At 36.5% G+C, this 21,113-nt stretch carries 28 protein-coding genes, 1 rRNA gene and 1 pseudogene; 18 read left to right on the top strand and 12 right to left on the bottom strand.

What is annotated here, in order from left to right:
• Positions 1–4 precede the first annotated feature (4 nt).
• Together NST63_RS01070 and NST63_RS01075 are read right to left on the bottom strand one after the other, a co-directional pair.
• Complete coding sequence (locus NST63_RS01070) at positions 5–259, bottom strand: hypothetical protein (RefSeq protein ID WP_341041063.1); 255 nt, start codon at positions 257–259, stop codon at positions 5–7.
• Positions 260–289: 30 nt separating this feature from the next.
• Positions 290–661 carry a hypothetical protein gene (locus NST63_RS01075; protein WP_341041064.1) on the bottom strand — a complete coding sequence of 124 codons (372 nt, stop codon included), beginning with the start codon at positions 659–661 and terminating at the stop codon, positions 290–292.
• 141 nt (positions 662–802) lie between these two features.
• Here NST63_RS01075 and NST63_RS01080 point away from each other — a divergent pair, with 141 nt between their 5' ends.
• A complete protein-coding gene (locus NST63_RS01080; RefSeq protein WP_341041065.1) occupies positions 803–1,114 on the top strand; it encodes a YolD-like family protein in 312 nt (103 codons plus the stop codon).
• 28 nt (positions 1,115–1,142) lie between these two features.
• Here the strand turns inward: NST63_RS01080 and NST63_RS01085 are convergent, their stop codons facing one another.
• Together NST63_RS01085 and NST63_RS01090 are read right to left on the bottom strand one after the other, a co-directional pair.
• Positions 1,143–1,496: a hypothetical protein gene (locus tag NST63_RS01085; RefSeq protein ID WP_341041066.1), complete on the bottom strand. Its 354-nt coding sequence runs from the start codon at positions 1,494–1,496 to the stop codon at positions 1,143–1,145.
• A gap of 78 nt (positions 1,497–1,574) precedes the next feature.
• Positions 1,575–1,781, bottom strand: coding sequence for a helix-turn-helix transcriptional regulator (locus tag NST63_RS01090; RefSeq protein WP_341041067.1), 207 nt, complete (start codon positions 1,779–1,781; stop codon positions 1,575–1,577).
• A 132-nt stretch (positions 1,782–1,913) separates the two neighbouring features.
• On the opposite strand from NST63_RS01090, the gene NST63_RS01095 reads away from it, so the two are divergent.
• The 3 genes from NST63_RS01095 (at position 1,914) to NST63_RS01105 (ending at position 3,685) form a co-directional block, all read left to right on the top strand.
• Entirely contained in the window at positions 1,914–2,096 is a 183-nt protein-coding gene (locus tag NST63_RS01095) for a hypothetical protein (protein WP_341041069.1), read from the top strand.
• 73 nt (positions 2,097–2,169) lie between these two features.
• On the top strand, positions 2,170–3,096 hold the full coding sequence (locus NST63_RS01100) for an FtsK/SpoIIIE domain-containing protein (protein ID WP_341041070.1): 927 nt from the start codon (positions 2,170–2,172) through the stop codon (positions 3,094–3,096).
• On the top strand, positions 3,053–3,685 hold the full coding sequence (locus tag NST63_RS01105) for a replication-relaxation family protein (protein ID WP_341041071.1): 633 nt from the start codon (positions 3,053–3,055) through the stop codon (positions 3,683–3,685). Before NST63_RS01100 ends, NST63_RS01105 begins: the two co-directional genes overlap by 44 nt.
• Here NST63_RS01105 and NST63_RS01110 read toward each other — a convergent pair.
• Positions 3,678–4,481: a helix-turn-helix domain-containing protein gene (locus tag NST63_RS01110; RefSeq protein ID WP_341041072.1), complete on the bottom strand. Its 804-nt coding sequence runs from the start codon at positions 4,479–4,481 to the stop codon at positions 3,678–3,680. The two genes, NST63_RS01105 and NST63_RS01110, sit on opposite strands and share 8 nt — an antisense overlap.
• 305 nt (positions 4,482–4,786) lie before the next feature.
• On the opposite strand from NST63_RS01110, the pseudogene rpsI reads away from it, so the two are divergent.
• Positions 4,787–4,852: pseudogene (gene rpsI, locus NST63_RS01115) on the top strand (30S ribosomal protein S9); the annotation flags it as partial.
• 68 nt (positions 4,853–4,920) lie between these two features.
• Here the strand turns inward: rpsI and NST63_RS01120 are convergent.
• Positions 4,921–5,226 (bottom strand): tyrosine-type recombinase/integrase, encoded by a 306-nt coding sequence (locus tag NST63_RS01120; RefSeq protein WP_242598362.1) that lies wholly within the window; start codon positions 5,224–5,226, stop codon positions 4,921–4,923.
• Positions 5,227–5,265: 39 nt separating this feature from the next.
• On the bottom strand, positions 5,266–5,964 hold the full coding sequence (locus NST63_RS01125; RefSeq protein WP_341041073.1) for a phage integrase SAM-like domain-containing protein: 699 nt from the start codon (positions 5,962–5,964) through the stop codon (positions 5,266–5,268).
• Between the two features lie 361 nt (positions 5,965–6,325).
• Between NST63_RS01125 and NST63_RS01130 the strand changes: the two genes are divergently transcribed.
• The 7 genes from NST63_RS01130 (at position 6,326) to NST63_RS01155 (ending at position 10,058) form a co-directional block, all read left to right on the top strand.
• Complete coding sequence (locus tag NST63_RS01130; RefSeq protein WP_071976260.1) at positions 6,326–6,865, top strand: GNAT family N-acetyltransferase; 540 nt, start codon at positions 6,326–6,328, stop codon at positions 6,863–6,865.
• Positions 6,866–7,803: 938 nt separating this feature from the next.
• Complete coding sequence (locus NST63_RS27745; RefSeq protein WP_436580682.1) at positions 7,804–8,016, top strand: hypothetical protein; 213 nt, start codon at positions 7,804–7,806, stop codon at positions 8,014–8,016.
• A 222-nt stretch (positions 8,017–8,238) separates the two neighbouring features.
• Positions 8,239–8,547, top strand: coding sequence for a hypothetical protein (locus NST63_RS01135; RefSeq protein WP_212946414.1), 309 nt, complete (start codon positions 8,239–8,241; stop codon positions 8,545–8,547).
• A 247-nt stretch (positions 8,548–8,794) separates the two neighbouring features.
• Positions 8,795–9,325, top strand: a complete 531-nt coding sequence (locus NST63_RS01140; RefSeq protein WP_341041074.1) for a hypothetical protein — start codon at positions 8,795–8,797, stop codon at positions 9,323–9,325.
• Between the two features lie 13 nt (positions 9,326–9,338).
• Positions 9,339–9,497, top strand: coding sequence for a hypothetical protein (locus NST63_RS01145; RefSeq protein ID WP_341041075.1), 159 nt, complete (start codon positions 9,339–9,341; stop codon positions 9,495–9,497).
• Positions 9,445–9,633 carry an ankyrin repeat domain-containing protein gene (locus NST63_RS01150; RefSeq protein ID WP_341041076.1) on the top strand — a complete coding sequence of 63 codons (189 nt, stop codon included), beginning with the start codon at positions 9,445–9,447 and terminating at the stop codon, positions 9,631–9,633. Before NST63_RS01145 ends, NST63_RS01150 begins: the two co-directional genes overlap by 53 nt.
• A 140-nt stretch (positions 9,634–9,773) precedes the next feature.
• On the top strand, positions 9,774–10,058 hold the full coding sequence (locus NST63_RS01155) for a DUF4274 domain-containing protein (RefSeq protein WP_341041077.1): 285 nt from the start codon (positions 9,774–9,776) through the stop codon (positions 10,056–10,058).
• Positions 10,059–10,157: 99 nt separating this feature from the next.
• On the opposite strand, the gene NST63_RS01160 is transcribed toward NST63_RS01155, so the two are convergent.
• From NST63_RS01160 to NST63_RS01170, 3 genes are all read right to left on the bottom strand, one after another.
• Entirely contained in the window at positions 10,158–11,540 is a 1,383-nt protein-coding gene (locus tag NST63_RS01160; RefSeq protein WP_341041078.1) for an SMI1/KNR4 family protein, read from the bottom strand.
• Between the two features lie 282 nt (positions 11,541–11,822).
• Positions 11,823–12,578, bottom strand: coding sequence for a YqcI/YcgG family protein (locus NST63_RS01165; RefSeq protein ID WP_212946411.1), 756 nt, complete (start codon positions 12,576–12,578; stop codon positions 11,823–11,825).
• A 162-nt stretch (positions 12,579–12,740) separates the two neighbouring features.
• Positions 12,741–13,496 carry a polysaccharide deacetylase family protein gene (locus NST63_RS01170; protein ID WP_212946410.1) on the bottom strand — a complete coding sequence of 252 codons (756 nt, stop codon included), beginning with the start codon at positions 13,494–13,496 and terminating at the stop codon, positions 12,741–12,743.
• Between the two features lie 186 nt (positions 13,497–13,682).
• On the opposite strand from NST63_RS01170, the gene NST63_RS01175 reads away from it, so the two are divergent.
• The 3 genes from NST63_RS01175 (at position 13,683) to NST63_RS01185 (ending at position 16,242) form a co-directional block, all read left to right on the top strand.
• Entirely contained in the window at positions 13,683–14,126 is a 444-nt protein-coding gene (locus NST63_RS01175; RefSeq protein ID WP_058006004.1) for a YbaK family protein, read from the top strand.
• Between the two features lie 68 nt (positions 14,127–14,194).
• Entirely contained in the window at positions 14,195–14,905 is a 711-nt protein-coding gene (cwlD, locus tag NST63_RS01180) for an N-acetylmuramoyl-L-alanine amidase CwlD (protein WP_058006005.1), read from the top strand.
• 278 nt (positions 14,906–15,183) lie between these two features.
• Positions 15,184–16,242, top strand: coding sequence for an Mrp/NBP35 family ATP-binding protein (locus NST63_RS01185; protein ID WP_071976273.1), 1,059 nt, complete (start codon positions 15,184–15,186; stop codon positions 16,240–16,242).
• A 70-nt stretch (positions 16,243–16,312) separates the two neighbouring features.
• Here NST63_RS01185 and gerD read toward each other — a convergent pair whose 3' ends face one another.
• The gene (gene gerD, locus NST63_RS01190; protein ID WP_058006006.1) at positions 16,313–16,927 is read right to left on the bottom strand and encodes a spore germination lipoprotein GerD; all 615 of its coding nucleotides are present in this window, start codon (positions 16,925–16,927) and stop codon (positions 16,313–16,315) included.
• 173 nt (positions 16,928–17,100) lie between these two features.
• Between gerD and NST63_RS01195 the strand changes: the two genes are divergently transcribed.
• On the top strand, positions 17,101–17,787 hold the full coding sequence (locus NST63_RS01195; protein ID WP_071976271.1) for a KinB-signaling pathway activation protein: 687 nt from the start codon (positions 17,101–17,103) through the stop codon (positions 17,785–17,787).
• Between the two features lie 120 nt (positions 17,788–17,907).
• Here the strand turns inward: NST63_RS01195 and pdaB are convergent, their stop codons facing one another.
• Positions 17,908–18,657, bottom strand: coding sequence for a polysaccharide deacetylase family sporulation protein PdaB (pdaB, locus tag NST63_RS01200; RefSeq protein WP_071976272.1), 750 nt, complete (start codon positions 18,655–18,657; stop codon positions 17,908–17,910).
• A gap of 176 nt (positions 18,658–18,833) precedes the next feature.
• Between pdaB and NST63_RS01205 the strand changes: the two genes are divergently transcribed.
• Positions 18,834–19,061: a hypothetical protein gene (locus NST63_RS01205; RefSeq protein WP_058006009.1), complete on the top strand. Its 228-nt coding sequence runs from the start codon at positions 18,834–18,836 to the stop codon at positions 19,059–19,061.
• Between the two features lie 222 nt (positions 19,062–19,283).
• Positions 19,284–20,836: ribosomal RNA gene (locus NST63_RS01210) — 16S ribosomal RNA — on the top strand.
• Positions 20,837–21,113 lie beyond the last annotated feature (277 nt).

Raw genomic sequence — 21,113 nt, forward strand, 5'->3', positions numbered from 1 at the left:
TATTTTATTTCACAAGATATAAATTTCCATTCTTATATAACTTCTGAACATCTTCAGTAATATCTATAGTTTCCTCATAAATAACTTTATAAATTTCAATCTCTTTGTTTCCGTGTTCTCTTTTGAATTGTTTGATGTAAATATAAGCATATTTGGCAGCATCCTTTGCACCATTGAAGGGTGATAGTGTGGAGAATCTACCACCTTTTTGATAGTATTTATCTTCTAATTTTAAATATATATCTATGTTTATGGTCAAAGTATTCACCCCAGTTTAATTATGAAGGTACTAGTTGTTATTGTCATTAAATCTTTGATATAGGTAATACTTTAATAATTCTTCAGTTCGGTTTCTAAGTCTCGGATTAAAGTAATTATTGATATCTTCATATCCTTTATAGATAAAAACATATTGAGTAAATGATTCATCAGTTTTCACTTTTTCCACTTTTATTTGATTGTGTTTCATATAACGTTTAACATCGGATAATTCTTTTTGGACAGTGATGATTGTTTTTTCTATCCATTCCGTATAAGGTGATTTTAATTTTATTGGACTATCATTAATTATTTTTAGATCTTGATTAAGTACGATTATAACCATAGGTAAATATATAGCTTTTTCAATAACAATCTGATCCTTTTCAGGGATTAGCTTCATTTTTATCCCTCACTTTTTTCTTTATATTATATACAAACAGTTGTTCGTAAATCAACTTGAAAACGAACGGCTGTTCGTGTATGATTATAAAAAATAATATTTTAAGGTAGGCAATGATTAATGAGTATTAGGGATAGGGGAATGTTAAAATGGCATGGTTTTATGATGCCTGAACATGTAGCTGAAACAAAACAGATGTGGATAGATAGTCAAAAAATTAATAAGCCTATATTTGATGAAGATAGAATTTCGGAATTTGAGGGATTAATTAAATATGCAAAAGAGTACAATTTATATGTAGATTTATCTATATATGAAGAAGGATTTGAAATAAAACTATTTGGTTATATAAGTTCAATTGATCCGTTAAAGAAAGAAATTAAATTAGCCACAGAGGAAGGGATTAAGAAGATAGAATTTGCTAGTCTTTTGAATCTTGTTGTAATAGATTAAACCGTCCAATTTCGGACGGCTTATTTTGTTAGAAAAGCACCTTAATTAAAGTAGAGTATATTTTATCATCAACTTCTATTAAACTCTTTTTTCCATCTTTAAATTGTATAGCAATAGTATGTATACCTTTTGATTTAGCTGATAACCCTGCTAGCCAACCAACAGGACCTAAAATGACCCCACCAACAAAAGCACGTCCTACGGCACTTGTAGCACTTTTTCTACTTTCTTCTGTAATCACTTCATATTCTTCAACGTTTTCTTTAGTTAAATCTAAAGTTTTGAATAAACTAGTTGCAATGCTTACAGTCATTCCTAATGATTGTAATACATTCTTTCCCTGATAATCCCCAGCAATAACTTTATTTTTTGCTTTAGCCATGATAAATCCCCCTTTTTTCTAGTCTAATTGAATTGTATGTATATAATCTCATATTGTAAGTTGATTTGAAAGAATGGTTTATTTTTCTTCCTCAATCCATTCATAAAGATCTTCTATATTAACTTCTAATAACCTTGCCAATAAATAGCCTTTATCCATTGTTGGATAGGTCTTTCCAGTAGACCAATTAGACAATGTATTAGCACTCACTCCTAGTTCTTTTTGAATATGTTCCCTTCTATATTTCGATGTCCTCAACAATATCCCTATTTTACTTTTAAGCATTTTATGCACCTCAAAAGTATATTTCTACAAATATTTTTATAAATCCTTTCACAAATATTTGTGATAGACATGCATGTTTTATTTCATTTGCCCATACACTGTACTATTCAATGAAAAGGAGAGTGAAGATAATTGGATCCTTTTACTTTTGGTATGGTAGCAATTGGATCAGCAGGTGGAACCCTCGTTCTTTTATCAAAGTTTGAAGAAAAGTTAAATAAGGATGCTATAAAAATTGCTTTAGAGATAACCAAGTATGGGAGTATCTTGTGGTTTTTTCAGCACCTTTCAAAGGTCTTTATATTTTGGATATAGATATATAGTTGCTGGTAGAAATGACATTCAAAAGTTAGTTTAAACCTAGATATATTAAAAAGTGAAGTGTTCAGTGAAGCAGTCACCTGATGACCATTACAGTGACATAAACAATGAAGAGGTGAGTGTAGTGATTGAATGGTTTTTGCCACCTATTCTAGTAGGTTTGGCTGCACTTGTACCAAATAATAAGTTGTCCAATTGGAACTATGACAAAGACAGGTTATATTATCATTCCTGGCTTGTACCGATAGGAAAGAAAAGAAAGATCATATATCATAATTTTGAGCATTACCCACACATGTTAATTGGAGGAACAACACGCTTTGGAAAGACTGTCTTTTTAAAAAGTCTATTTACATCAGTGTTATTTTCTAATCCTGATCGTGTAAGATTCATTATCTTAGATTTAAAAGGCGGTCTTGAATTTTGGAAGTATAGGGATCTACCCCAAGTTCAAACAGTCGCAACAGATTTAATTGAAGCATGTAAAGCTTTGGATCATGTTTATAAATTAATAAAATTAGAAGAAGAACGATATAGAAAGCACTCCTGGACTAACATTGCTGATACAAATATAAAAGAAAGAACCTTTATAATTGTGGATGAAGGAGCCGAATTATCTCCTAAATTAGTCAGTAAAGAGTTTAAAAAGTATGCAGAACTAGCACAAATATACTTAGGTGAAATCGCTCGTATTGGCGGTGGTCTTGGTTTTCGCTTAATATTTGCGACTCAATACCCTACAAGGGAAACAGTCCCTATGCAAGTGAAAATGAATATGGTTGCTCGTATATCATTCCGAATAGCTGATGGTGTTGGTAGTCGTGTCATATTGGATGAAATGGGTGCAGAAGAACTTGAACCATTACCAGGCAGGGCAATATATAAATTAGCTGAAAAGCACGTACTCCAATGTCCATATATTGATGATGAAACAATTAGGAGGTATTTATATGAATCAAGAAAGAATAGAGAAAGTTCTTCAAATGATAGATAAATTAGGCATAGTTACAGTGAAACAATTACATGAAATTATGCAGCTGGGAACCTATAGGAATACATGTAGGATTGTTAATCAGTTATCAGATTTTCTTCATGTTGATAGAGGTCAACGAAAAATAATCTATCTTAATAAAGTCGGTCGTGAATTTATCGGATCTGATAAGGAAATAAAGAAATCTATTCTTTTTGATCACTTGTTACTAACCAATCAAGCTTATATATATTTTAATTGTCCTTTCGATTGGAAAAGAGAATATGTAATTGAATCTAAAAATGAGCCTGAATATCAATTTGGAATACAAATTAAAGGGATAACTGTCACCAACAAAAAGAAAGTTATTAGTGATGCAGTATTTAACCGAAATGGGTATTTGCATTTAGTCGAAATAGATAATACACGTTCCATGAAAGACAATAAAATGAAAATAGAAAAGTATGCTGATATGTGGAACGATATAAAGAAACATTCACAACCAATTCTATATTTTTTCACAACAACCAATATGAGAAAACAAAAACTAGAAACATGGGTTCAATCGCAAAAAATTAGATGTGAAGTTCATACATTTGATGAAATTAAATAAGTCCCATAAATTCATCATCAAAATAAAGCTTGTCCATAATCTTGTTAACAATCCCATTAAAGTATCCAAATTTATTCTTAATACTTATTCCACTCTTAACCTTCATAACAAACTCTTTAAATGCTTTAATTCCAATATGTAATTCTTGCTTATCAGTAAATGCTCGATTGCCTTCCACATGATTGATGATAGGATTGTTCTGTTTAACAACTTTCCAAAATTCATTAATAGTTTTAGCTTCATGATAGAAACAGTTAGCAATCTTTCCGAATTGTTCTGGAACCCAAGAAGCAATAAAATTAGCTTGAGCAAATGAAACGGTTGCTTTACGTTTATTATTAATATTTTGTTTTAAAGAATTAGAATTGGTTTTAATGGCCGGACACTTCTCGGACTTTTTTGGAGGGGTCTTGTCGGACACATCACTTTTATCTGGAATGATCTGAATTGCATTAGCAGTTTGCAACATATCAGATTTTCTTTTCATTGGTATTTGACGGATCATTCCTAGATCCTCTAATTTTTTCATTAAACGTTGTACTGTTTTATAAGATAGTTCCATCTTTTCAGCGATAGTATTTTTACTCATGTAGCTTACACCGATTTGCTTGCAGCTATGGCGCTTTAATACTTCCAATAATGCAATTAATCTAGACTTTACGTCAGAACGGATCACAACCGATTTAATAATGTCTTTATAGTTGCGAACAGTTATATTCATTTCTTCAATTTCGTTGAATGTAGAAAGATTTTTGAAAGAATCAACACTTGCAATAACTTTGATTAGTTTCTTCATATTGATATGTCTCCTTTTAGGAAACAAAAAAGCAACGATTTACCCATATTAAAGCAAACCATTGCTAAGAAACCTTAGATGTAATAAAATACATTCAAGGGTACAGCAAAGTGTTTGCCTAGTCTGATTAGGCGGACGGTGTAAGAGTGCTACCAACACTACTTGCACACGTTGTGCTCTTTTGTTTTACCCACAATTTACCCACAATCAAAAAATTATTAATGATTTATTAGAGTTAGGAGATTTTCAAAAAGCTTGATTTTTCACCGTTTTAACAAGTTATGATTAACTATGATTTATACGAAATGAAAGAACGTAAAAAATACGGTCTTAAAGGCGCTCGTCGTGCACCTCAGTTCTCAAAACGTTAATCAATTCCTTATTGCATCAACGTTTACAAAGGTTTTTTGGTTCAAGTTGGTTCAAATCAACTTGTACCTTATAAAGCACTTAACAGATTTAAAGCATCGGCATCTTGCTGGTGCTTTTTTTCTGGCATTAATTCTAGATAATAATTTTGTGTGGTTTGTATATTTATATGTCCTAATCGTTTGGATACATAAGCAATATCTATATCTTGAGCAAATAAAAACGATGCATGCGTATCTCTTAAACCGTGAAAGGTAGTTCTTTTAATGTTTAATTCCGTTAATAACTCGGCTAATTGTTCCGATTGTTTAAAGCCACCAAAGCCGAAAATATAACCATTGTCTTCAACGGGAATTTGACGAATAAGCTCATACACTTCTTTGTTGATAGAAACATCACGTTTAGCATTCTGTGTCTATGAGGTGTCATCAGAAGTAGGACTGATCGAATGTCTAACTTCTATTCCGTATTCATAAGGGCTGTATTCGTAAAGGTTCTCCGGTCGAATTGCTAGTAGCTCTCCACGTCGCATACCTGTTTCTAATGCAAGTAAGTTAAATTCATCTTCAGAATGCTGTAAAAGGTAATTACGAAGCTTTTTAAAGTCAGTTATAGATAAAGCTTTGTTTCTTTTAGGTGGGTTTTCTCCACGTGTTTTTACCAAACGAGCAAAATCATTTGCAATATAACCACGAGCATATGCATCACGTAATGATGTTTTTATTTTTAGAAGCACCTCATGTGTTGTTTTTCGAGAATGTGTCTTGGCATATTCATCTATTTTCTTCTGAACAACAATATCATTTAAATCTTTTAATTGGATATCCTGAAATAGGTTTCTAATAACTCCCAAAGTACGAACATAATTTTGAAATGTCGATTCTTTAACGTCATTTACCTTTACAAGATAAATCCAGTTCTCGAAGAAATCAGCAAATGTTGTTGTTCTGTGGGCAAGTTCTTTACCTTCTCCTTTCGCTAATTCCATTTCTAAAGCCCAAAGTTCGGCTTCTCTTTTTGTCGGAAAAGTTTTAGAAAGTTTTTTGTGTTTACCATGTTTGTATAGAGAAACTTGTGCTCGATATGATTTCCCTCTTTTTATAATACTAGCCATACTATCAATTCCCTTCAAAAAAATAGTTGATAGATGCTAGTTGAATACAACTGTATTGTATTCCGAACCTTGCATCTTATCAACTGTTAATAAATTAAACCGAGTGTTTTTCAATAAATTCTATTAAAGATTTCATTGTGTATCGTTCATGTCGACCAATCATGAAACGGTCAAGTTCCCTGTGCGGGCGCTATTCTGGAATAAGGGGGTTTGTACATCGTTGGTAAGCGTAAAATAATCCCCACCTGCTATTAGATGGGGATTTCGTGTACACTTTATTTAGATTTATTTGGTACACGGCACTCCTGTGGAAGTGTCGTTAATGGACTTAAATTTATATTTTCGAAAGTAGGGAAGAAAAATGATTGAATTAAGAAAGATTACCCACGATAATTTTGAGGCAGTGTTGAAGTTAAGCATAACAGATGAGCAGAAAGGAAATGTGGATTCCAGCATATATTGTTTGGCTAAAGCCTATGTAAAGATACTCAACGACGAAAAACCTCCTATGATCTTCGCTATATGCAACAATGATGAAGTCATAGGATATGTCGATATTGGATTTTACAAACTGGCGGAAAGTTCAATTTTATGTGAAAAATATGGAGATAAATCTACTTATGGACTTAACCGCTTTATGATTGATAAAAAGCATCAAGGCAAAGGATTTGGCAAACAAGCAATGATGAAAGTTATTGATTACATAAAGTCGTTTCCACAAGGAAAAGCCGATGCAGTTGCTACATCATATTGGATGGTAAACGAAGCCGTCCGGAAGTTGTTTGCGTCTGTCGGTTTCGTTGAAACAGGAGCGATATGGGACGGACAAACAGGGGGTAATTGGAATGCAGAAAGAAAAGATATAGAGTATGCAGAAGTAGGTGCCAGACTCGGATTATAAAGCTAATAAGTTAGGTGCCTGGCTCTGGACTTCTTTAATAAATCACTCGCACTTTGTTCCCTGATCAGATCCAGCCACTGGGCTTTATGTATTTCGTGTTTCAATGTTTTCATAGTTATCAAATTATCATCTCCCTACTGTTCTAATGTTGACAAAGTGTGTTGCCAACATTATTTGCCGTAATAGGGCGCGATTGTGGAACAAACAACGCCCTATTCTGGAAAGCAAGTTAATAGTATTCAACTAACATCAATCACTTTGGTTCAAATTGGTTCAAGTAATGTCAATTTCAATCCTTTTTCATACACTTTTATCCATATAACAATTCCCAAAATGTTGATATTAATGGATTACGATGTATTCAATGCACTTAGAATTTTTCTGTATATTTCTCAAAACGTTAAAACCTTGTTGCATCAAGGCTTTCGCTCATTTGGAGATTATCCCCAAATGGGCATTTTTATATAAACATTTTTACTAATGGTGTCTTTGTTCAAGTAACTCATCAAAGGCCTACTCAAATTACTGTCTGTATCTTCTGTGATGTGAGTGTAAATATCCATCGTATCCCCAATATCCACCTATGACGTTCCCTACTTTGCTTCGAGCGGAAGCTAACCGTTCTTGTATCCGTTTCAATACATACTCCCGGGGATCCGAATTTGCAGAACCCTCGAGTTCAAGTTCCTTAACCAACAGATCGTGCATTCTTTTTTTCGTCCGTCGATATTTCTTTTTCTTCCTCGAATCCTTCAAGAGCTATTTATCAAAGATTGGTTTCACTGTATCCATTACAGGTGCTTTTCTCTTTTGTTTCACAGAATGAGAAGGTTTGAAATCTTCCATATTGGAGTGCTTCATTTTTTTTTATACATAAATTAGCTGCCTTTTTTTACATTTCTATTATCGAGCCATAAACACACATCAAAAAACGGTATATGCTTAAATTTGAAGGAATTCGAGGATTTCACGAAGAATTATACAATATAGGATTTCTCCTTGTATTTAATTGGAAGAGTTGGTTGAATCAAAATGAAATTTATAGAATAGAGCAAACGAAATATATATACGTGGAGATATTCAACGACGTAATAATAAACGGACATGTAACAAATACAATAGATTTGCAAGCGACATGGTTACGAATATAGGAGAAGCGAACTTTTGAGTGTTCTCTTTGAAAAGATCAGAATTGACTTTTTTAACTCTTCAACTATTCGCTTCACACCTCCTATTGGAAAAGTGGAGAAAAGTACAATAGAAAAGAGATTCCTCATTGGCCGCTAGTTTTTCTGCAAGATACACCAAGGAAGAACATCGCTTTTAGTCGTGTTCCATTATAGTAGTTCTTTTAAAGCTAAGGAGGGACACAAATGAGTAACATACACTCTCAAAAATGCAATCTAAATATATGGTATTACCTACCTGATGAAGTATGGGATAAAGTAACTACTATATATGAGAGTATGCCGGGTTGGATAGGATATAAAAATGGAATCCCCTATTGGTTCGGTCAGGAAGATGATGAGGTCTTTATTATGGCCTCTGTTGAACCAAGTGGATTATCATTTTATGCACAGATGAGTAATAGTGAGTGGAGTTCTTGGATAGAGAAATTTAAATTGGAAACGACAAAATTAGTAGGATTTGAGGTTGGTGAACCAGAAGACGGATTTATCTAACTCTGCTTAATTGCCGATTATTAACGAATTGATGAATATTCATAGAAATAAAAGTTACAAAGCCCTTCCTACTTATAGCACTGTTTTCCTGCATAAAGGTCAGTGGCTAATTTATTGTTATTGGATTACTTATACTGGAAAAGCAGAACTGCGGATTATATTACCGACCTAACCCGAAAAGATTACAAGGAATATATTGATGAGTATCAACCATCCTTGATTTTCTCATCCGATTGGAGTGACTGTTTTGAAATATTTAAAAGATATACAGGAGCAAGGGATGGGGACCTGGTATTTTGAAATTGATAACGACGGTGTGGCATACAGACAGATCGTTTATCATGATGATGGCACGTGTATCACATCGAATCGAAAGCATGATTTCTATCATTTCATGCTGGCAGAACATCCACTGAATACGCAGGAATCCTATTACAAGGAGATTAATCAGGCGGAGTTCGAGAAACTGTGGTACGAGCAGCTTCAACTCGGTTTGGAAGACTGGCGTCGAACCAAAACTCTGTTTCCTGTTGGGACTCGAGTGGAGGGGTATATAGAAGCTTTTTTTCCACAAGGTACTTTGATTAACTTAAGGGAAACCCCGGCCATAGGTATAACGAACACATCCGCCTTAAAATCCGCAACCCCTGCTGAATGGATGTACCCAAGCTATCGAGTGACCGCCGAAGTATCTGGATACGACGAAGTTAATCATTGGGTACTTCTTAAACATGCTGAAGTCATAGGAAGTCAGTTTGAAGAAGCGGGACATATGTAGAGGGGGAGTACTCTTGAATTGGAAGGAAGTTAGTAAGACAGATGATCTTTCACTGGTACAGAAGGCAGCAGCTGAACTGAATGTGAATGAACGAGACGAGCGGGGGGAGAACACCGCTAATGCTTTTTTTGACCAATCGAATGCCTGTTCAGGCGATAGAAATATTGATTGAGCATGGAGCAGAACTTGAGGCACAAGATAAACTTGGTGATACTCCACTTAAAAAAGCTGTAAAGTTTAAGCAAATTGAAGCGCTGTTAAAGCTCATGGAAGCTGGGGCAAAACTTGACTCGCCACTGGGCTATTAGCTACAGCTTGGAATGTAGCCCGGAAAGATAAAAAGCTCGCTGACCTACTGCTCGAAACCAAAGGAGCCGTTCGCCTATCTCTGACACTGGAGGAGCAAAAGCTTGTTGATGAGGTTTTGTATGAGGAGTCTCAGAATAAGATGTGCGATAAGATAGAAGGAATAAATTCTCCGGAATTATTACATGCCATTGTGAACGAATATAACTGGGATGATGGCCCGGAACCGATGCTGTCCGTTTTTTATAATCCAGCCACTCCAGAGATTACACTTCTCGACATGTATGAATTGTTGGACGGGGATTATTGGATGGATAGGGATCATTCTTGTGATCAGTTGAACACGGAAGAGGAGAAACGTTTTAAAGAACTTGCTGTTGCACTGAATGAAAGATTAGAGCGGAACGAACCGCCACTAAAAAAATGAATGATAAAGACCAAAAGGGAACCAAAGAAGAAGAGCTCGCTTTGAAAGCGAGCTCTTTTCATTAGTAGGCATGAACGTGATCTGCAACTTGATCAAAGATTAGGCTTCTTTTAACCTATTCATTACTTCCTCTGCATATGAATTGGTAAACCGAATAATCCCGTGATTCTGTACAATCCGTCCTTCCTTGATGCGGTGGGCAAGCCAATCTGTAATGAAGGAGGGAGCATATCCGCCTTGACTGAATTCTCCGCCAAAAGCAATTATGTTCTGGTAGGCTGCCACATATTGTTCGCGACTGGTGTCTGGATAAGACTTCGTATATAACCAAAACTGCACATCATACATGACATACGATAATTCATCTGCATGAAAAGAAAAATGGCCTTTCTCTTCGACAACCTCTGTACATATACTGCGGATTTTCTGTTCAATCTGATCCACTTCGGTTATCCGAGAGCACAGTTCCTCCAGCAGTGGAGAAAATTTACCGTGTGCTACTTTATCCAGGTCTTCTTCTTTATCTTCTTCAGAAGTATCATATTGTTCTGCGCTAACTAAGCCTTTTATAAACTCTTCAAAATTCTCGGCAAGGAAGGTAATCTCATAATCATCTTCTTGATCGACATGAACAACTTCAGGTTCACCATCTTTACCGCATGCACGGTAGTCTAACATGACGACATCATGACCGGCTGAAGGACAATCACAGATCACCACGCCAATATCAGGATATCCCCACTCCTCAATCATAAACGGACTACCCAGATCCCCGCACAGTGAATAGCTTTTCTCGCGACCAATTCCCATAATCCCTGTAATGGCAATATGATCCTCCGCCCAGGAAGTTGGCTCTGATGTTGGAAAGTTGGTGTTCTTCGGCACTCCACCATTCTGATGCTTCATCAGATGGATATAAGAGGATGGAAGCTTGTAACCAAGCTCTTTCTCGATCGAATCAATTAGTTCAACTGTAGGTTGCTCAGATTGATAAGATTCTCTTGCATACTCGCTGTCCTCCCAGAAATCAGCTAAAAACATATCAGAAAAAAGAGCCTTCTCCTTAACCGAACAGCCACGTTCCATGGAGGGTTTCTTCTTGGCAAGCCGGAGTTCTTCGCTTTTATGCTTCTCTGCTTTATGAATGCTCTGTCTTAAAAAGTATTCCGTACTTTGAACACCAGGCTCTATTTGAGCTGACCTGCTGAAAACTTGAGCTGCTTCCTCATATCGTTTTAAATAATAAAGAGCAAAGCCTACCCGATAATTCCAGATAGAATCCTGTTTGCCGGCCTCAGAAATTTTATCAAATTGAGAGAGCGCTTCTTCGTAATGCCCCAAATTGTTATAGGCTCTACCCAAAAGGCTGATCGATTCATAGTCCCGTTCTTCATCAGCAATTGCTGAAAGCAAATCGACAATTTGCTGATGTTTATCTGCTTCATGCCACTCATTCAATTGCTCAATAAGCCCTTGTTCCATTTCTACCTCCTAGTGATTTATAAAAAACTTCATATGTATTTGGTAGCCTTTACCTTTAAAATAGTAACATCGATAAATGAAGGATTCTAGAACTTTCCCATATTTTACAATTAGTTGAATTTATAACTTGATAAATGGGATTTGCATAGGTCATAGGCTCTGTTGCTTTTAAAAAAGGCAAAAAACTATACAAAAACAGCCTAAATAAAAGAAAGATCATTTAAGAGAACCAACTAGAAAGGCCCCTGTAGATGCGACTACAGGGGCTTATTATGAATAATATTAATTTTTTTCAAGCTTTGGAAAGTTATTTGCTTGGTGAAACGGACATTTCGATAATGTTGTATTATCGTCACGAAGATAATACTGTTTCCATTCATAATTATTTTTAGAACCAAAGCTATTTAAATCAGGGTGTACTCCGATGGAATCATATTTTAACAGCCTCTTTCGAATCTGTTTAGTGATTCCTTTTGCACGTGTCGGCAATTGATTAAATTCTTGGAGAACCCAGCGTGGAGTGATGGCAAGCATCATTCCATCAAAGTGTCTACTTTTTCGCTTTTCATGTGCTGGTGTAGCGCAGTACATAAAATACTTCTCCCCATTGTAGCAAAACTCCCAATAGGGATGATGTGGATCATTAGGTATCTCTATAGGCCAATCCATATGGTCCATTCTATTTAAGCTGTTAAGATGTTGCCAAAATAATTGTTCATAATCTTGAACTGTATATGTTGCTTTTAAATCCTCAGACGTTTCAAAAAAGACGATGAGTGATGTGTAATTTCCAATCTCCCTTGAAATTTCAGAGTACGTACTTAATATTTTTGCAAGTTCATGTATTGTGGTTATTTCTCTCGGGTCACCGATAAAGCAGTATCGTAATTGGTTTAGTGAGAACCCAATGGTGGCTGGGATGCATGGAAAGGGTTTTAATTTATCTTTCATTTTTGCCGAAAATTTCATAAGCGTTTCTTTTTCCCATTCATTGAGTTGATCTCTTTGAGAGGGATCATCCATATATATCCCTTTCATTTTGTCACCTCCCATAGCTAAAGTATTCATGCACTATAGGAAGGTGAAGATTATCTAGTTATGTGTGTAGTTTTACCTTCAATAAAAAAAACGAATGTTGATTAACTGAACTACAATGGGTATTTACTTACAAAAGCAACAAACGATACGAAAACTTCTTGTTTAAAAGTGCAAGAAAATTCGAAGTGACACCGGTAGAGTGGGTTGAGTTCTATACAGTAATTCTGATACGGTTACACATTCGTACCCTTCCTTTTTGAACACAGCTAAAATTTTATCTAAAGCTTCTACTGTTTGTGTTCGATTTCCTCCAGAATCATGAAGAAGAATAATATCTCCTGGTTTTGTATCTGAAATCACATTATGAATAATCTTCTTTGTACCAGGCTGACTCCAATCTTTTGTATCCTGATGCCACCCCCACATAATGACATAATTATCGTTTTTTAGAGCTGTTTTAACGATAGTATCGTTGTAGTATCCTCCAACAGGACGAAAGAGAGAAGGGGCATAACCAGTAATGCTGTATATAATGTTGGAGGTCTTTTTGATTTCCTGTTCTAATTTTGTTGCAGAAACATGTATATCATAATCATGCTGGTAGGTATGATTCGCTATCTCATGACCTGCATCCACTTGTTTTCTTATAATGTCTGGATACTTTTCAGCGTTCTTACCAATTACAAAAAATGTGGCTCTTGCGTCGTATTTTTCTAATATATCTAAAATCTGTGGTGTATAAAGTGGATGAGGTCCATCATCAAATGTGAGTGCTACCAATTTTTCCTTTGAATGTACCTCCCAGAAGACTCGCCCTGTTTTTTCAAAATCAAAGCGTCCTTTTGAATCTGCTAGTACTTCAAAATGGCTTTGTAGTGAGATTAATGTAAGACAAAGAATGAATAATAAGCATCTCATAATAACGTCTCCTATCTAAATGTCCTTCCTTAGTTTATGTCGATTCCTCTAGAATATGAAAAACACTCTATATCTCTGCTCATGGGGTAAGTACAAGCTTTTCTTTATATGGTAATGATTGACGCTTATAAGGTGAATTAGAAAGAGGGGTTAGTTGAAAAATAGGTAATGGGAGGAGTGAAATTAATGAATGTAATTACAAGCTTTAATGCAAAAAGACGAGAAAGACAGATCAAGTATGAAAGAAAACTCTTAAAAGAGTTATCAATACAAAGTTTAAAGAAAAGTGTCCAGGAATACTTTGGTTCAGAGAGAATTGAGGGTGGATTATGGTTACAACAAGGTGTAGAGGAAGGCTGTTATGATGTAGCCATTGAGGCATTTTTATTAGGAGGACAGTATAGTCGTTTTGGTCATTACGGAGAATCTATTGAGCAGGCAAAGAAGCGCTGTGAAAATGAAATTAGACATTTAACCGATACTCTTTATAATTTTTGGCTGTATTGGAAATTTGGCGATCAAGGCTTCATCCAAGAATCGATATATTATTCCTGTGAACGATTTGTTGATATTTGGTGGATGGAAGGGTTCACAAAGGGAGAGCAAAGAAGGAAGCTTAGACTTCATTAATTTTATGTTCTAAACCTGTACCTTGTCCCATATCTTTGGAATAGAAGAATGGGAAGGGAAGGTTATGGATGAAGCGGAAGATCAAAGTCATCAGTTTTATTTTAGGAGCCTTACTTTTATTTTTGCTCTTTCAATTTCAATTTTTCCAGAGGGATACATGGGAATCGTGGAATCTGCCTTTGTCAGGAAAAGTAATTATTTTAGATCCAGGGCATGGCGGGCCAGACGGTGGGGCTGGAGATGAAGATGCACTTGAAAAGGATATTGCTTTAAGCATTTCAAAAAAAATTAAGGAATATTTACAGGAGCAGGGTGCTCTTGTCATGATGACGAGAGAGGATGATAGTGACTTAGCAGATCCTGAAACAAAAGGAATAAGTAGAAGAAAAGTTGAGGATTTAAGAACGCGACTAGATATGATCAATGAATCCGAAGCTGATCTATATTTAAGCATTCATCTTAATTCTATTCCTTCACCTAGATGGAGCGGGGCACAAACTTTTTATTCGCCACATTTAATCGAAAATAAACGATTAGCAAAATTCATCCAGAGCGAATTAATAAGAAATCTTGAAAATACTGACCGAGAAGCAAAGCTTCTTAAAAATATTTATATTGTAAAAAATGCAAAAAAACCAGGTGCGTTAGTGGAGGTTGGTTTTTTATCGAATCCAACTGAACGTGAGAATTTAAAAAGTGATAAATATCAGGAAAAGGTCTCGGCATCGATTTATAATGGAATTATGAGATACTTTTCAAATGAAAAGGATTTAAAGTAGGGTAATCGACATGTTCTCGATTGCCTTTTTAATTGGCTCTTTCTCAAACATGGTTGTATTTAGGGAAGTTTTATTTCATGAAGACTGCTATATCTTTCATTTCTCCGAGGAAAGAGTTGCAAACTCTACCTGCAGTTGGGTATTTACAAAAGCAACAAACGATACGAAAACAGCCTTTTCAATTTGATTGATGATTCGATCATTAACACCGCTTATTAAATGAAATTATGATATACTGTAGGGGTGTAACCGAATTCACATCAAGGATGGTGTTTGAAGTGATAACAGAGCAGCAGGTATTTAATCTATTAAAAGGTATACAAGATCCTTTCCTACATAAAACATTAGAAGAGACAAACGGCATTTTAGAAATTAAGGTAAAGGAAGAGAAAGAACATGTAAGTGTTAAGCTTGCCATAGCCAAAACTGGGACAAGTGAACAATTGCAAATGCAAACACTAGTAGTAAATACACTAAAAGAGGCAGGGGCTAAAACAGTAGGTATTCGATTTGCTGAGCTTCCTGAAGAGGTATTACAGAAATTTAGAGGCTCCATGCCAGCAGAAGAAAATAATAACCTATTATCACCAACAAATAAAACAACCTTTATTGCAGTTGCAAGCGGAAAAGGTGGAGTAGGTAAATCAACTGTTTCAGTAAATTTGGCTGTTTCTCTTGCTCGTCAAGGAAAAAAGGTGGGGCTTATTGATGCAGATATTTATGGTTTTAGTGTCCCAGATATGATGGGAGTCACCAATCGTCCAGTCGTACGGGGGGATCGGATTATTCCTGTTGAAAGACTAGGCGTAAAAATCATCTCTATGGGATTTTTTGTAGAAGATAATGCACCTGTTATATGGCGTGGACCTATGTTAGGAAAAATGCTTAATAACTTCTTCAGTGAAGTGGAATGGGGAGAATTGGATTATTTATTACTTGACCTTCCTCCTGGAACAGGTGATGTAGCATTAGACTTACATACGATGTTGCCACACTGTAAAGAGGTTATTGTCACCACTCCACATCCGACGGCTGCATTTGTGGCGGCACGAGCGGGCGCTATGGCCTTAAAAACAGACCATGAAATTTTAGGTGTTATTGAAAATATGTCTTATTTTGAAAGTAAGGTTACTGGTGAACGTGAATATGTATTTGGACGTGGTGGAGGAGAAAAGTTAGCTGAAGAACTACGTACGGAGCTACTAGGTCAGTTACCATTACAACAACCTGATTGGGATGAGGAAGACTTTGCACCTTCAATTTATGCAGCAGACCATAAGTTGGGTAAAATTTATGGAGATATTGCAAAGAAAATGATTGATCTACTTAATAAATAAAGCCAAAGCAAAATAAATAAGGGTACCATATTGGATGGCACCCTTATTTTCTGTTAAAGACACGGTGAAATTAAGTACCTTGCCCACCTCCACCGCCTTGCGTTCCTCCACCACTGCCATTTTGACCTTGTTTCTGGGATCCTTGGTTACCTTCCATTTCTTTAGCAGCCTTCAACAATGTTTCTTGTATTTTTGCTTTAAAGAGAGGGCTCTCGAGTGTATCTTCGATGGTTGATTGAATGTGTTTTCGGAAATCCTTGCTTTTAAGTAAATCCTGCATTTCCTTTTGATATTCAGGATCTTTTAAAATATCTATCATCATTCCTTGGTATTCGGGATCCTTCATTAATTTTTTTAGTAACTCTTCGTTCTGCTTTTTCATTCCTGTAGCAAAGGATTTTGCAAATTCAGGATCCTTAAAGGATTTTTTCCAAAATTCATTTCCCTTTTCTGATACTAATGTTTTTTCAATTGTATCAGTCACTACGGCTTGATCCATAATTAGCTTTTGTTTCATTTGTGTATCGGTCAAGATTTCTTGTATGGCTTTTTTTCCCTCATCGGTTTTAAGTATATCAACAATCATTTTCTTTGTTTTGTCATAATCCATTTGCTCGCTTCCTGGATTACCCGAGCAAGCGGAAAGGAATGTACAGCATAAAAGTAGGATAACTATTTTTTTCATAGGAAAAGCTCTCCCCTATAAAGATGTCTTATATAGTTAATATGGTTCTAATGAAAAGAATTATTCAATAAGGGGGTAATTTCTAGATTTTTCATACAGTGCTTGGTAAAATCAAAAAAGATGAAGTTTTTAAGCATGTGGCTTAATTATGATAATTATTGGAGGATATCCCATTGACAAGCAGAAATTGGGTAAGATTATTTTTTACGACATTAGCATGGGGTGGTATAACAACCGGTGTCTTAGGATTTATTATTCGTTGGAGTGAATTTCAGGACTATTTTATTCATTTTAAGATTGGATCCATTTTATCTACTTTTATATGGTTGATTGGGGTCGGGCTCATTTTTAGTGTAATTAGTCAAGTCGGTTATTTTGCTTATTTGACTATTCACCAATTCGGATTAGGTATTTTTCGATCAGCAACTTTATGGAATGGAGTTCAACTTGTCTTAACGATTTTTGCATTATTCGATTTAATTTATTTCCGGTTTGAAAAATTTGCGAAGCCAAATGAAAGTTTAGTTCCTTATATTGCGTTGGCGATATTTATATTAATTGCTGGATTAATTGTTGCTTATTTTAAATCACAGCAGGGAAAAAGAACGACTTTCATTCCTGCCCTATTTTTTATGGTCGTTGTAACCATTTTGGAATGGATTCCTGTATTACGTGTGAACGAAAAAAGCTGGGTGTATTTAATGTTATTCCCTCTCGTTATTTGTAATGCTTATCAAATACTAATGCTTCCGAAATATTTAAAACGATCCGAAGAGGAACGAGCGATCTTAAACGAGAAGAAAAATAAGTCTAATGCGCCAACTACAGCTAAGAAATCTAATAACAAAAAGAAAAAATAAAAAGATGGTCCCAACGGTATTAATTCTGTTGAGACCGTCTTTTTTTTATTATAAACATTCGCATTAGAAAACATTCTAATGGATGTAAATATACTCTGAGCGTTTTGCTTTTAAGTGATGTTAGTTGATGAGTGTGGTTTTTACCTTTCCATTTGCGATCATATCTGAAACATTAGTAAATGTCCCTCGTTTATGAAGTGATTCAATAACAGATGGCAAAGCTTTTTCTGTTTGATTTGCTGCATCTGATGCATGCATAAGAATAATATCTCCATTTTTTGCCTTTTCAATGTTTTTTACAATCTGATGGACTCCTGGGTTCGTCCAGTCTTCTGAATTAATACTCCAATGGACAACAGTTAAATTTAATTGTTCAGCAACATTTAAAGTCTTTTTATCAAAATGACCTGTAGGTGCTCGAAGAAGCTTAATATTTTTCACATTCAACTTTTTAAACACCTCTTGTGCTTTTACTATGTCTTTGCGAATTTTTTCTGTTTCTAAATCAGTGTAATCTTCATAGGCATATCCAAGACTACCAATTTCATATCCACTTTTTATAATCTTATCAACTATGTCTGGATGGCGCTCAGCCCAAGAACCAGACAAGAAGAATGTAGCTGATTTTACGTTATGTTCCACAAGAGTATCAATAATCGGTTCGGCCTTTTGATCCCCCCAACCTATATTAAAGGTCAAAGCAATTCCTTTTTCCCCTTTATAGATCGCTTTGGGTCCTTCATTGGTTGAAAATACAGCAACCTGTGAAGTAGTTTGTGAATAAAAGAAAAGGGCAGTAAATAACGATAGTAATGCAATAAATAAAAAGTTTTTTAATCTTTTCCCACTCAAAATCATAAAAAAATTCAATGTATCTCCTCCTACCTCAGCAATCTCCTTTTTGTTGTAAATATTTTATTTGATAGACAAGTCCTTATTGAATTGTATGCTTGGCCATTTATTATTTATGACTAATAAATTTTTTTCTCATAAATCCGGTAATTTTGGAAAAAACTACGTTTATTATAAAAAAGGGGTTGAATAGATTGTTCGGGATAATAATTCATGAAAAAGAAAAATTAGAAATTCAGTATTTATTAAAAAGAGAGATGGATGAAATTTTATATGATTTAGAGGACGAACGAATTGATCATATTGTAAAGCGAGCGATGAAGGAGAGGTATAAAATTTTATTTTCACTGTTTACTCGTGTGGCACCTCATAATGAATGCATGAACTATATAATAGATACAAAGAAGAAAGAAAAAATGTAGAGATAAAAAAATTAAAGGGAGAGAGAAAAAAAGGGTTGACCAAAATTTAATATCCTGGTATATTAATATATGTCGTTAACAACGTTAAAAAAGTTGTTGACAAGGAAGTTCAGAAGTGATATATTATAAAAGTTGCTTTTGGAAAATAATTGATCTTTGAAAACTGAACAAAACGAAACGTCAATGAATTACTTTTATTTATAAAGAGCTATATCAAACATCTTTTTGGAGAGTTTGATCCTGGCTCAGGACGAACGCTGGCGGCGTGCCTAATACATGCAAGTCGAGCGAATCTGATGGGAGCTTGCTCCCTGATGATTAGCGGCGGACGGGTGAGTAACACGTGGGTAACCTGCCTGTAAGACTGGGATAACTCCGGGAAACCGGGGCTAATACCGGATAACTTTTTCCTTCGCATGAAGGAGAATTGAAAGATGGCTCCGGCTATCACTTACAGATGGACCCGCGGCGCATTAGCTAGTTGGTGAGGTAACGGCTCACCAAGGCGACGATGCGTAGCCGACTTGAGAGGGTGATCGGCCACACTGGGACTGAGACACGGCCCAGACTCCTACGGGAGGCAGCAGTAGGGAATCTTCCGCAATGGACGAAAGTCTGACGGAGCAACGCCGCGTGAGTGATGAAGGTTTTCGGATCGTAAAACTCTGTTGTTAGGGAAGAACAAGTATCGTTCGAATAGGGCGGTACCTTGACGGTACCTAACCAGAAAGCCACGGCTAACTACGTGCCAGCAGCCGCGGTAATACGTAGGTGGCAAGCGTTGTCCGGAATTATTGGGCGTAAAGCGCGCGCAGGCGGTTTCTTAAGTCTGATGTGAAATCTTGCGGCTCAACCGCAAGCGGCCATTGGAAACTGGGAGACTTGAGTGCAGAAGAGGAGAGTGGAATTCCACGTGTAGCGGTGAAATGCGTAGAGATGTGGAGGAACACCAGTGGCGAAGGCGACTCTCTGGTCTGTAACTGACGCTGAGGCGCGAAAGCGTGGGGAGCGAACAGGATTAGATACCCTGGTAGTCCACGCCGTAAACGATGAGTGCTAAGTGTTAGAGGGTTTCCGCCCTTTAGTGCTGCAGCTAACGCATTAAGCACTCCGCCTGGGGAGTACGGCCGCAAGGCTGAAACTCAAAGGAATTGACGGGGGCCCGCACAAGCGGTGGAGCATGTGGTTTAATTCGAAGCAACGCGAAGAACCTTACCAGGTCTTGACATCCTCTTGACCTCCCTAGAGATAGGGATTTCCCTTCGGGGACAGGAGTGACAGGTGGTGCATGGTTGTCGTCAGCTCGTGTCGTGAGATGTTGGGTTAAGTCCCGCAACGAGCGCAACCCTTGACCTTAGTTGCCAGCATTTAGTTGGGCACTCTAAGGTGACTGCCGGTGACAAACCGGAGGAAGGTGGGGATGACGTCAAATCATCATGCCCCTTATGACCTGGGCTACACACGTGCTACAATGGATGGTACAAAGGGCTGCAAGACCGCGAGGTTTAGCCAATCCCATAAAACCATTCTCAGTTCGGATTGTAGGCTGCAACTCGCCTACATGAAGCCGGAATCGCTAGTAATCGCGGATCAGCATGCCGCGGTGAATACGTTCCCGGGCCTTGTACACACCGCCCGTCACACCACGAGAGTTTGTAACACCCGAAGTCGGTGAGGTAACCTTTTGGAGCCAGCCGCCGAAGGTGGGACAGATGATTGGGGTGAAGTCGTAACAAGGTAGCCGTATCGGAAGGTGCGGCTGGATCACCTCCTTTCTAAGGAATATGGAAAACCACTTACGTGGTTCAGACGTCTTCTGTTTTGTTCAGTTTTGAAGGTTCAATCCTTCAAAAAATGTCCATTGGATTTCTTGTTTAAAAGATTCTAATGACATAAAAATATAATTGCTCCTGCGGCAATGCATATTCGAGGATGATTAGGTTCACCTCGGAGCAAGGCAGCACGAAGCAAACGCTCTGATGATTAATCATGATGTGATTGAAATCAGTAGCCTTGTTCTTTGAAAACTAGATATATAAGAAGTAACCAAGT

Origin of the sequence: Heyndrickxia sp. FSL W8-0496 (assembly GCF_038007825.1) — a bacterium.
Classification (GTDB): domain Bacteria; phylum Bacillota; class Bacilli; order Bacillales; family Bacillaceae_C; genus Heyndrickxia; species Heyndrickxia oleronia.